Genomic DNA, 12442 nt, shown 5'->3' on the forward strand with positions numbered 1-12442 from the left:
ATCGCAGGCAGTCTCGTAGTATACTCAAATCATTTGAGTATATACCCAACTATCTATACAACTACTGTATAATCATATGAATTTCAAGCCATTATTTTGAATTTTTATAATGGCTTGATAATTGCTTTAGCTAAAATATAAGCCCTAGAACTTACTTTAAGCTATTTGTGCTAGTTGATATTCAACTAAAAGGCGAGATCATAGTCGTAATTTTACCTAAATTATAACATATTTGTTATAGTATTTTATAGATAAAAAATATGTCTATTGTTTTGTTTTAAATGATGGTTTTTTATTTTTACTATCTACTGAATTTTGTTGTGATTGCTTCCTAAAACTAGATTTACTCCTATGTAGTCTTATAATTTCCTTGGTTACTCTTACCACAAAAGATGGTTCAATATCACCTTCCATACAAGTTGTCTTAAAAGATTCGCCGTCACCAAAAATCCATGATTTTGCTTCTTGTTCTAGCTTTTTTGCAGCACGGAGTTCTGATATATTGGTTGCATCAATAATTGCCTGAGTAATAATAGCTTTACGTAACATGACATCAGGTGAATTAGTGTATGATTTAAGGCGTTCAAATGGGGATGGGAACTTAATAACATTAGAAGATATATTTACTTTATTTACCATAAATTTATTACCATTATATTGATTTTAATTAGGTTCTGCATGCAGAACCTAAGAAGTATAATGATTTTTATGGTTGTACTAATAGTTTCGAGATAAAAATTTATAAATATTTTAAACTATCTTAATATTTATAGATATATGTGGTAAAATGATTTGAATAATTGAAACGAAAAATAAAGGGATGTTGTACTGAGATTCTATCGGATATGGTTTGAAATAGTAGGAAAATTATAATCTTTAGTAGTAAATATATTGTGAGCGTTCACGGTTTTTTTTTCGTAAACACTCACGTGTCATCTGTTGAATCTGGCAGTTTGTTCTTTAAGATAAAAGGTATTTGTAGCAATAGGAAAACGAACATCATAGGTATTGCTCCAAATATTTTAAATATAACCCATGTAGATTCTGCAAAATTACGCCATATTATTTCATTTAATACTGCCATGAACAAGAGGAAAGCTGCGGTTCTATAGCTTAAAATATTCCAATTTTTATCTTCAAGTTGAATAAAATGATTAAACATATATTTCATAAATGCCTTATTTCTTACTGCACTGATAAAAAATGTCCCACCAAAAATTAAATATAGAATAGTTGGCTTGATCTTGATATACATAGAGTTACCACTGATCAAAACTATACTAGCTGAGACTAATAACACTCCAGAAGATATTAATAATGATCTTGAAACTTTGCCTTCTATAAAATAACACAAACTAACGCAAATAATTGAAGTAATAAGTATATATAACGTTGCACTTTGCATGCTACCGCCATAAAAATAGCCAATAAAAAACGCTATAAGCGGAGCAATTTCTGATAAAAAATTAAGCATAAATTAGGTTTATTTCTCTGTTACTAGTTTTTTGTGCATCTGATTTTTATTTGTATGAAGATATTAATTAATCCTAGAGTACAAATATAAAAAATGACTTGTAAGCCATTAGGCTTAGCAATATATCCAGTAATCATATTTAGAAATTTACCATAAATGCTGTTATCAGAAACTAGCCATGAGCTATCCCAAAGCTGGTCGGGCAGAATAGTAATAATTCCTGAAGAGGTTAATATACCAGCCGCTTCTGCTGCAAAGCCACTGGCAATAAGCATTAGTAAAATTGAAGATATACGAAATATATATTGTTGGTTTGCTAATTTTATAAAACCTAAATATATAACAATACCAAGTGTTAGTCCGCTAACCATACCAATAATTAACCCTAGTAGATAACTATTAGCGTCAATTACTTCAACTGAGGAAATACTGTAAACTAATAAAATAATTTCCATTCCTTCTCGAAGAATAGTTGCTGCAACAATCAATATTAGCATTATATAACTACTATCGCCGCTACTAATCTTTACAGACAAATCATTAAGATGTCGCTTTATCTTAATACCATAACCTTGCATCCATACTATGGTCCAACCAATTAACACAACTGTTAGTAAAATAACTCCAGAATTGAATATCTCATCACCCATACCACTAAATGATATGGATATAGTGCGAGTGAAGAACGCGAATAATGCAGCAGATACTGTGCCAAGCATAACTCCAGCAATTATATAAATTCTAGATTTTTCTAATTGTTTTGTTACGGCAAGTATTACCCCAAGCAACAAAGCTATTTCCAGACATTCTCTAAATACTACTAACGCTATTTTAAACATTTAAACCATAAATAAATTTAATTAATAATGAGAACCCCTTGAGCCGTCTCTTGGTGAAAATCTCCGAAGAAATCATATTTACCAGGAGCTAAAGGGGCAAGTATTATATTTATAGAGTCATTTGGCATAATGATCTTTTCGCGGTGCAGATCATGACTTTCAAACTCCTCTACAGTATTATCTCGGTTATGGATAATAAAACGAATTTTCTTACCACTAGGTACTGTAATAACATCAGGCTCAAATCTATGGTTTTTTATGACTGTTACAATTTCTAACATAGTATTATCTACATTATTTTCAGATTCAACTTTATTATTAATTATAAAAATTATTATTCCTAATAATAGAACAACGCCTATAAAGAGTCCAATGGTAGCTTTTCTTTTCATAATTTTAACTCGAAAGCTTTATTAAAGTTACAAAATACACTAATATAATCATAATCACAAGTATATATAGCAGAGTATAGTTTTTTTGTTTCTTATTTTTTGATAATTTCATAAGTATCCTTCCTAAATTATACAATATAATTGTATTACCACTAAGTTAAAAGATCTTGTTTTAATTTTAAATTATTATTTTTATTAATTATAGTCCTATAAACTTGTATATTTTCCAACACACGCTGCACATAATTCCTAGTGTGAGGATATGGTATTAGCTCAATCCAATCAATTACTTGCCATAAATTTTTTAGCTTTCGTGGATCACCAAATAGATCAATCCACTTTGATATGGTATTAGGACCAGCGTTATAAGATGCGATAGTTAGAATATATGACCCATCAAATCGTTGTAACAGTGTTTTTAAATAATTGCTACCTAGCATAATATTATATTCAGGATCAGTGGTTAGTTTTTTAATGTTACATTGATGATTAAGAGATTCTGCAGTATCACAGGCAGCAGCTTTTTCAAGTTGCATTAGCCCATGACCTTTAGCGTCATTAATGGTGTATTGATTAAAACCCGATTCATGTCTGATAATACTATATGTTAAAGCTTTCTCTACAGGAGAGGTTTTTACTGCCTTTATATGCGTGATAGGGAAAGCATAATCTTTAATAAAAACATGATATTGACAAGCGATTCTTGCTATTTCTACCATATGGAAAATATTATCATAGCTACTAATTAGCTTAGTAATTAATAAAATTTCAGATGGCTCTGATGATTTTCTAATAGCCGTATCAGCATATAAAAAAGCTAAACTATACTTACCATATTTAATTAAATGTTTTATGGCTCTAATAATTTCACTATTTTCCAAATTAGGCTTAATGGACTTAGGTTTTTGTGGTAGAATTAAGTGATTCGTTTTAAGCTCAATATTTGCCAACTGCCCATAAAAACGATCAGAATATTTAGCCGCCATATTATAAAATTTATTTGCTTGTTTTAAATCCCCTTTTGCTTGATATGTTCTAGCTAGCCAATATTGTCCCCTTGATATACTTAATGGCTTTGTTGCAAGTTTCATAAATTTATTAAAATGACTTAAAGCAAGGTCAGGCTTATCTAAGAATCTAAGAGCAAGCCAACCACTAAGCCACTCTGCTTCTCTGATATATTCATGGCTTACAGCAAGAGGTATAGTAATTGTTTTATAGCTATTGGCAAAATCTTTTTGGTCAATAAATTCTCTGGCGTAATAGGATTGTAGGCGACCCCAACGGGCAGAATGTATGTTATCTAGCTTAACTTTTTTAAATAGAGTAATACTTTTGCTGGTGGGGATATCTTTTTTTTTGGAATCCAAATAGTGAAATAATAAAGCAGGAGTATAATATTTTTCTGATAGTTTTTGAAAAAGTTTTTCACTGTCACTGGACTGGTTTAGTATAGAAATTTGGGCAAGGAAATTTTGTTTATAGCCATTACTTACATAGTGCATATATTTTTTGGCACTATTAATATCGGTTTCCCATAAATATTGATCAATTTTTTTCACATGCTCTTCTTCACGTAATATATTTTTGAAATTAGTTAAATATTGTTTTTCTTCTGGAGCAGTAAAGACGCCATAAATCCAACCATTTTTTATAATTTTTGCTAATTTCTGTTGATCTTTTATTAATTGTTTAGCAGCTAAAGCGTAGAACTTATGACCTAAAGGCGTGATTGGTTCGTTTTTATTAAACCAGTTTATGATTAAAGTTTTGTCTGTATCGTAATTTAGATATTGTTCAGCTCTCTCCTTTAGTTTGTTGATATGTGGCCAGTGGGGATTATCTTGTATGAATTTTATTACCGATGCAAAATTATTCTTTTTATAATTTTGGTCTAAGAACTGTTGAGACATGACAATTTTGATTAAAGCTTGATCTTTTGAAGCTTTTGCCATCTTTTCACAATCTTGCCATTCTTTGTTGTCTAGATGGGTAAAAGTGTTTTTAATAAAAGTATCTTTATCATAGATCAATGCCATTGACTCTGATGTTAATAGTTCTAGAATGATTAAAATCATTGACAGTATTGTCTGAATTCTCATAATCGGCAGTATGTAAATTATAATTATTATAAGGTGTTATTATGAATAGAGCATTTGTCTTTCCAGGTCAAGGATCGCAAGTAGTTGGTATGGGAAAAGAGTTTTATGATAATTTTCAAGTAGCAAGAGAGACCTTTGAAATTGTCGATGATACTCTTGGCAGAAAATTAAGTCATATTATCTTTAATGGATCAAGTGAAGATTTGACTTTAACAATTAATGCCCAACCGGTACTAATGACCATCTCTATGGCAATAGTGAATGTTATTAAACAACAAACAAATAGCAATATTAGTAATCTGTGTTCATATGTTGCTGGTCATTCTTTAGGAGAATATAGTGCATTATGTGCAGCAGAAAGTATAAATCTACAAGTAACTACCGAATTGCTAGCGGTACGTAGTAAGTCCATGCAAGAAGCCTATCCGCTAGGTGAAGGTTTAATGGCAGCATGTATAGGCATTCCTCTGGAAAAGCTGGAAGAGATTGTGAAAGAAATTACCAATTTTGATATAGCTAACGATAATATAAAGGGGCAAATAGTAATTAGCGGTGAGATTATGGCAGTGCAGCGGGTAATGTCTATTGTAAAAGATTTAGGATACAAAGCTATTAAATTAAATGTAAGTAGTCCTTTTCATTGTAGTTTGATGAAGCCAGCAGAAGATAAAATGGCACAAGCTTTAGATAAAATAACAATTAACAAACCGTTTGTTCCGGTGGTACAAAACGTTACAGCCAAACCAACAACTAATCCTATAGAGATAAAGAAAAATTTAATCTCACAGATTTGTGGTAGAGTAAGGTGGCGTCAAACTTTAGATAAATTAGAAAATCTAGAAATAGAACAAATAGTTGAAATCGGTGCAGGTAAGGTTTTGACGAATATGCTGAAAAAAACTGACCATAAATTTAATTTGATTAATGTTTGCACTATAGTAGAATTGGAAGAATTTCTTAAAATTGTATAGTTAGGAAAGTGATTAGAAGTGAGCATTCTTATCCAAGACGTCATTGAGAGACCATGTAATGGTCGAAATAATGACAATATGGGGGCAGATGATTACAATTAAAGAGTGGGGAATTAATGCCAAAAGTCATTACAGTAACAGATATGGCGCGATCTTTTTCAGACATTATTGGACGAGTGCATTATCAAGGAGAAAGTTTTGATATTAAAAAAGGAACAAGTATAGTGGCAAGGCTAGTACCAACACAAAACAAGCCGACGCTTACGTTGGGCGAATTAAATGAATTTTTTGAGAATGGACCACATTTATCAGAAGAGGAGATATTGAAATTTGAACAAGAAATTGCTAAGGTAAAAAAAATGAAAATTAAAGGAGATATAATTAAATGGGATTAGTAATTGATAGTTCTGTAATTATAGCACTGGAAAGAAAAAAACTTAATTTTTCTCAATTTAATATTAGTCAGACAATATATATTAGTAGCATTACGGTAACTGAGTTATTAATAGGGGCAAATAGGGCAAATACAGAAGAGAGGCGTATAAAAAAGTCCGCTTTTGTAGAGCATATAATATAATTAGTACAATTGCCGTTATACCTTTTGGTACTGAAGAAGCGAGAGTATACGCACAGATTTTAAATAATTTATTCATGGAAAATATAACGCTGGGGTCTCATGATGCAATTATTGCAGCATATGCAATAGCAAATGGTCATTCTGTATTAACTTTAAATGTACGGGATTTTAAAAGAATAAAAGGGCTGGAAGTGTTGGAAGTACAAGATGAACAGTTAGGGTAAGTCAATTACTTAAGACCAATATGTTGAGCATATATGATGGATAGTAGACTGAAAAATCAAGACGTCATGGCTCAGAGCCGCTTTGCGGCAACGCGGCAATCCAAAAATGATCATGAATGGATTGCTTCAATGCTACTAAAGTAGCTCCTCGCAATGACGGTTGTGAGGTTAGATTGCTTCTTGGCTCACGCCTTCTCGCAATGACACCTTGTATTTAGTGTTAAAATAAAAATCTGCTATAATTTAGATTTTTTTCATTTATTATAATCAAATTCAGTTATAATCACAACTTAATTCAAAAACTAAGAAATACAACATGACAACGCAAGCAAATACTAAATTTCCTATAGAAATTGACAAGAAACGAGATAATTTATTGACTAATTTTGGTAAAGCCGTCCTAAAGGATAGGTACTTATTAGCCGGAGAGGATTTTCAGGATTTATTCGCTAGAGTTGCTAGCTACTATGCTGATAATACCCAACATGCCCAGCAATTATATGAGTATATAAGCAAGCTGTGGTTTATGCCAGCCACTCCAGTTCTTAGTAATGGTGGAACTGATAGAGGGATGCCTATTTCTTGTTTTTTGAATGAAACAGATGATAGTTTAGAAGGTATTATAGACCTTTGGACGGAGAATGTTTGGTTAGCCTCGCGTGGTGGTGGTATAGGAAGCTACTGGGGCAACGTTCGTTCGATTAATGAGGAAATTAAAGGCAAAGGCACTTCTTCTGGCATTATTCCATTTGTCAAAGTTGTGGATTCTATGACCTTAGCTATTTCCCAAGGATCAATTAGACGTGGTAGTGCTGCTATATACTTACCAATTGACCATCCAGAAATTGAGGAATTTATCGATTTAAGACGTCATACAGGTGGTGATACTAATCGTAAAGCTTTGAACATTCATCATGGTATAGCTGTAACAGATGCCTTTATGCGAGCAGTAGAAAATGATGAGGATTTTTCTTTAATTAGCCCTGATACTAAAAAAGTTGTACGGGTAGTTAAGGCAAGAGAGATATGGGTGAAGTTATTAACTACTAGAATAGAAACTGGAGAACCTTACATAATATTTATTGATACTATCAATAAATATATTCCTGAACATCATAAAAAACTTGGGCTACAGGTAAAAACTTCAAATCTTTGTAGTGAGATTACTTTACCAACTGGTATTGATCATTTGGGTAAAGCGAGAACTGCTGTTTGTTGCCTATCTTCGGTAAATTTAGAATATTTTGATGATTGGCAAAATGATCCAGAGTTTATTCCTACCGCCATGCGTTTTCTAGATAATGTGCTTGAAGATTTTATCACTAAAGCCCCAAACACCATGGAGCGAGCAAAATATTCAGCCATGCGTGAACGTAGCGTAGGGTTAGGGGTTATGGGTTTTCACTCATTCTTACAATTAAAGGATGTACCGGTAGAATCAGTAATGGCAAAGGTTTGGAATAACCAAATATTTGAACATATTCATAAAGAAGTTGATAGAGCTTCCGTAATTTTATCTGATGAACGTGGGGCTTGTCCTGATGCAGATGAAGTAGGTAGTAAAGAGCGTTTTAGTAATAAAACAGCTATTGCTCCCACAGCATCAATCTCAATTATTGCTGGTAATAGTTCGCCTGGAATTGAACCATTTGTTGCTAATAGTTTTATTCAAAAGACTCTTACCGGATCTTTTAATGTACGTAACAAATATTTAGAAAAATTATTAAGTAGCAAAGGCTTTAATAATGATCAAGTTTGGTCATCAATTGCCACGCATGAAGGCTCGGTTCAACATTTAACTTTTTTATCTGCTCATGAAAAAGAGGTTTTTAAAACGGCACATGAGATTGATCAAAATTGGCTTATTGATTTAGCAGCAGATAGGACGCCACATATTTCGCAATCTCAATCTCTAAATCTTTTCTTAGCAGGTAATGTAAGTAAGATGTACTTAAATAATATCCATTTTAGAGCCTGGAAAAAAGGAGTAAAGAGTTTATATTATTGTAGATCAACCTCAATTCAAAGACCCGATAAAGTATCACACGATGTCAAGAAAGTAGATTTTAAAGATATTGAAATAGCTAATAAGAAAAAACAAGAAGAAGAGTCTTCTAAATATGATGAGTGTTTAGCCTGTCAATAATTTTTGATTTATCTAGGCTTGTCATATGGATTGCTCCGTCGTGTTTACGCACTTCTCGCAATGACGAATTAATAGGTACGTCATTGCGAGCGAACGTATGTGAGCGTGGCAATCCATGAAGCTTGTCATATAGATTGTTTCGTCGCTACTAAAGTAGCTCCTCGCAATGACGGTGTTGCAAAGCCCCCCTCGCAATGAGGTGTATAATTAAAAGTCAAATAAACTTAAAAAAAGGAAATATAATATGTCTTTACTTGATGCTAGTCCAATCTATAAACCGTTTTCTTACCCATGGGCTTATGAAGCGTGGCATATTCAACAACGAATTCATTGGTTACCAGAAGAAGTGCCGCTAGCTGATGATATAAAAGATTGGAAATATAATTTAACTCCTGGAGAAAAACATCTATTAACTCAAATATTTCGTTTCTTTACTCAAGCTGATATTGAAGTAAATAATTGCTATATGAAACATTACTCCAGGGTATTTAAGCCAACGGAAGTACTGATGATGTTATCAGCATTTTCTAATATGGAAACAATTCATATTGCGGCTTATTCTCATTTGCTTGATACTGTAGGTATGCCAGAAACTGAATATTCAGCATTTCTTAAATATAGAGAAATGAAAGATAAATACGACTATATGCAACGTTTTGGGGTAGAAACAAAAGAAGATATTGCTACAACTTTAGCAGTATTTGGGGCATTTACTGAAGGATTACAGCTATTTGCTTCATTTGCTATTTTGCTTAATTTTCCTCGTTTTAATAAAATGAAAGGTATGGGGCAAATCATTAGTTGGTCAGTAAGGGATGAGACGTTACATACTGATTCAATCATTATGTTATTTAAAACTTTTATTAGGGAAAATCCTGAAGTATGGACTGAGGAAGTTCGTGGTCGTCTGTATGAAGCTTGTGCTACTATTGTCCATTTTGAAGATGCCTTTATTGAACTAGCATTTGAAGTTGGTGGTATTGAAGGGTTAACCGCTAGAGAAGTAAAACAATATATTCGTTATATTGCTGATCGCCGATTAATGCAGCTTGGACTTAAAGAAATTTATTTAATTGATAATAATCCGTTGCCTTGGCTTGATGAAATCTTAAACGGTATGGAGCATACTAATTTCTTTGAAGCAAGGGTAACCGAATATACCAAAGCTGCAACTGTTGGATCGTGGGAAGAGGTATTTGCTGATATGGATGGTAGGAGGAGTGCTATAGTCAATTGATGAGAAGTTGGGGACGTCGTCACTCGTCGCTCGCCTATTACTTATAGGCGTCGCTCCATCGCTCCTAGCCCCAAATTCTCCTGAATTGACTATATACTCAATTGATTTGAAGAATTGGAACGCAAAACAAGGGGTGAGCGAGCGGAGCGTAGTAAACCTACGTGAGTACGCGAATGCCCCGAAGTTTTACGGAGCCAATTCTTCAAAGCAGAAGAGTATACCAGTTAATGTGTTCTTGCTGAACTATTAGGTTTTTTACTAATGCGAGATACGCGGTCTACCATATTGGGAGGAGATGGTGTTGGAACTTTAGTTTTAGGTGAAATCTTTTCCTCCTTAGGTGAATTGCTAGGTGGGTTGTTAATTGTTGTGTCAAAATCACTAAATAAATTTGTTTGAGTTTGAGGATTTATTTTATTTTTAATAGAACCCGAAGTAATAATGTCTTTTATATAAGACAGGATGAATCGACCGCAATTTATATTATCAGCTATTTTTTGATGACCTAGATATGATGATTTAAAGGTAACTCTATCTTTTCCAAATGTTTCTTCTAGTAAATTTCTAATTGGTTTTAGTGGATAAAAACGACTAAGCCATCCTTTGGAATCATGATGATGAGATGTTATATTCCCAGCGTTATCTTTATTCAACTCTAAATATGTGAAGTGTTTTCTTGTCAACAATCCAAGAAAATATTTGTTAGACTGACAAATAGGAATTATTGCTCTCTTCCAATTAGTATCTTGGTTTAATACTCCAAGTGTATCCTTTAATGGGGCTGCAGTTGTTGTAAGTGGACTACCTTTTTGAGCATCATGAGATGGGGTAGTGATATAATTATTGTCCTTTGTAAGATAATAATTGATTTTATTTTCAGGATTTCCCGGATTTTCATATGTCTCTGCTGATAGTTTATATCCTTGTCTTTTAGATAAATTTTTCAAGACATTATATACCTGAGTAGGCTTATATGCCATATATGGCTCAATTTCTTTCCGATCTTTCATTGCATTCCTATAATATATTACTTAGTGGTATACTCTTTTGCTTTGAAGAATTGGTTTCGCAAATATTTGTGTTCATGTACGTTCGGTTCGCTCACCCCTTGTTTATTGTCCCCATTCTCCAAATCATTTGAGTATAAATAAAATAATAGTATACTAAAATGACTGCAAAAAATAGATGTTTTTAACATCATTTGAGTGCTAAAACAATTTTTGCTATTAGTGGGGAAGATAATATATAGTATAATGTAGAATATAATTGGAGAATAAAATAATATGACTATTGAAATTACAGTTCCATCCCTTGGAGAGTCAGTATCAGAGGCTACTATTGCCAAGTGGCATAAAAAACAAGGAGATGTGGTTAAAGTGGATGAGCTACTTTTAGAGCTTGAAACAGAAAAAGTTACGTTGGAAGTAAATGCAGTTTCATCTGGGGTAATAAGCAAAATATTTAAGAATGAGGGAGATACGGTATCTGTCGGTGATAGCATTGGGCAAATTACCGAAGGAGCAGTTTCTGCTGTAGCTTTACCTAGCACGTCAGGTAAAGAGGTACAACAACCTGCAAATATAAACAGCATTGCTTCCCCACCTTCTGTACGAAGATTAGTGAGTGAAAATAAACTGTCCTTAGATGATATAAAAGGTACTGGTAGAGAGGGTAGGGTAACTAAGGGAGATGTATTAGGATTTATAAATAGTCCAACAACAACTTCATCTATACAGGCAACTGAATCACCTGTGAGCAATATTGCATTGGCAAATGCAGGGGCGGTAGAACGCGTTAGAATGTCGCGACTTCGTAAGACTATTGCAGATCGTTTGAAACAATCACAAAATACCGCAGCTATTTTAACAACTTTTAATGAAATTGATATGTTGAAAGTTATTAATTTGCGTATGCAGTATCGTGAAGAGTTCGAGAAGAAGCATGGTGTTAAGCTGGGGTTTATGTCATTCTTTGTAAAAGCTACTATTGAAGCTCTGAAAGTAGTAGCTTCGGTAAATGCTGAAATAGAAGGGGATGAGATTCTGTATAAGAATTATTACGATATTGGGGTGGCAGTAGGAACAGAGCAGGGGTTAGTAGTACCAATAGTCAGGCAGGCTGACAAATTGAGTTTTGCTGGTATTGAGAAAGAAATTGCCGGTCTGGGTAAAAAGGCTAGAGAAGGAAAGTTATCGATGTCTGATTTATCAGGAGGAACTTTTACTATTTCCAATGGTGGTGTTTATGGCTCATTATTATCAACCCCTATTATTAATCCTCCTCAATCAGGTATTTTAGGTCTTCATAAGACTGAAGAAAGACCGGTAGTGGTTAATGGCAAAATAGAAATACGTCCGATGATGTATGTAGCTTTATCTTATGATCATCGTATTATTGATGGTAAGGAAGCTGTTACTTTTCTTGTGAAAATCAAGGAATTAATTGAAAATCCAGATCGTTTGTTATTAAATCTCTAAGTT

Annotated in this window: 11 protein-coding genes and 1 pseudogene; 6 read left to right on the top strand and 6 right to left on the bottom strand. The window is 33.1% G+C overall.

What is annotated here, in order from left to right; translation table 11 throughout:
• Positions 1 to 264 precede the first annotated feature (264 nt).
• From AAGD42_RS04990 to AAGD42_RS05010, 5 genes are all read right to left on the bottom strand, one after another.
• Positions 265 to 639 carry a hypothetical protein gene (locus AAGD42_RS04990; RefSeq protein WP_341752476.1) on the bottom strand — a complete coding sequence of 125 codons (375 nt, stop codon included), beginning with the start codon at positions 637 to 639 and terminating at the stop codon, positions 265 to 267.
• A gap of 286 nt (positions 640 to 925) precedes the next feature.
• Positions 926 to 1474 carry a septation protein A gene (locus tag AAGD42_RS04995; RefSeq protein WP_341752477.1) on the bottom strand — a complete coding sequence of 183 codons (549 nt, stop codon included), beginning with the start codon at positions 1472 to 1474 and terminating at the stop codon, positions 926 to 928.
• 23 nt (positions 1475 to 1497) lie between these two features.
• A complete protein-coding gene (locus AAGD42_RS05000; RefSeq protein ID WP_341752478.1) occupies positions 1498 to 2313 on the bottom strand; it encodes an FTR1 family protein in 816 nt (271 codons plus the stop codon).
• A gap of 17 nt (positions 2314 to 2330) precedes the next feature.
• Positions 2331 to 2705, bottom strand: coding sequence for a cupredoxin domain-containing protein (locus tag AAGD42_RS05005; protein ID WP_341752479.1), 375 nt, complete (start codon positions 2703 to 2705; stop codon positions 2331 to 2333).
• 152 nt (positions 2706 to 2857) lie between these two features.
• Positions 2858 to 4780: a lytic transglycosylase domain-containing protein gene (locus AAGD42_RS05010; protein WP_410520964.1), complete on the bottom strand. Its 1923-nt coding sequence runs from the start codon at positions 4778 to 4780 to the stop codon at positions 2858 to 2860.
• A gap of 68 nt (positions 4781 to 4848) precedes the next feature.
• Between AAGD42_RS05010 and fabD the strand changes: the two genes are divergently transcribed.
• The 5 genes and pseudogenes from fabD (at position 4849) to AAGD42_RS05035 (ending at position 9962) form a co-directional block, all read left to right on the top strand.
• On the top strand, positions 4849 to 5778 hold the full coding sequence (gene fabD, locus AAGD42_RS05015) for an ACP S-malonyltransferase (RefSeq protein WP_341752481.1): 930 nt from the start codon (positions 4849 to 4851) through the stop codon (positions 5776 to 5778).
• A gap of 116 nt (positions 5779 to 5894) precedes the next feature.
• Positions 5895 to 6173, top strand: a complete 279-nt coding sequence (locus AAGD42_RS05020) for an antitoxin (protein ID WP_341752482.1) — start codon at positions 5895 to 5897, stop codon at positions 6171 to 6173.
• A pseudogene (locus AAGD42_RS05025) lies at positions 6164 to 6579 on the top strand (PIN domain-containing protein). Before AAGD42_RS05020 ends, AAGD42_RS05025 begins: the two are co-directional and overlap by 10 nt.
• A gap of 316 nt (positions 6580 to 6895) precedes the next feature.
• A complete protein-coding gene (locus tag AAGD42_RS05030) occupies positions 6896 to 8725 on the top strand; it encodes a ribonucleoside-diphosphate reductase subunit alpha (protein WP_341752483.1) in 1830 nt (609 codons plus the stop codon).
• A gap of 244 nt (positions 8726 to 8969) precedes the next feature.
• Positions 8970 to 9962 carry a ribonucleotide-diphosphate reductase subunit beta gene (locus tag AAGD42_RS05035; RefSeq protein WP_341752484.1) on the top strand — a complete coding sequence of 331 codons (993 nt, stop codon included), beginning with the start codon at positions 8970 to 8972 and terminating at the stop codon, positions 9960 to 9962.
• A 224-nt stretch (positions 9963 to 10186) separates the two neighbouring features.
• Here the strand turns inward: AAGD42_RS05035 and AAGD42_RS05040 are convergent, their stop codons facing one another.
• Complete coding sequence (locus AAGD42_RS05040; RefSeq protein WP_341752485.1) at positions 10187 to 10972, bottom strand: hypothetical protein; 786 nt, start codon at positions 10970 to 10972, stop codon at positions 10187 to 10189.
• Positions 10973 to 11245: 273 nt separating this feature from the next.
• Between AAGD42_RS05040 and odhB the strand changes: the two genes are divergently transcribed.
• A complete protein-coding gene (gene odhB / locus AAGD42_RS05045) occupies positions 11246 to 12439 on the top strand; it encodes a 2-oxoglutarate dehydrogenase complex dihydrolipoyllysine-residue succinyltransferase (protein ID WP_341752486.1) in 1194 nt (397 codons plus the stop codon).
• Positions 12440 to 12442 lie beyond the last annotated feature (3 nt).

Source organism: Candidatus Tisiphia endosymbiont of Dioctria linearis, from assembly GCF_964026545.1.
GTDB lineage: Bacteria > Pseudomonadota > Alphaproteobacteria > Rickettsiales > Rickettsiaceae > Tisiphia.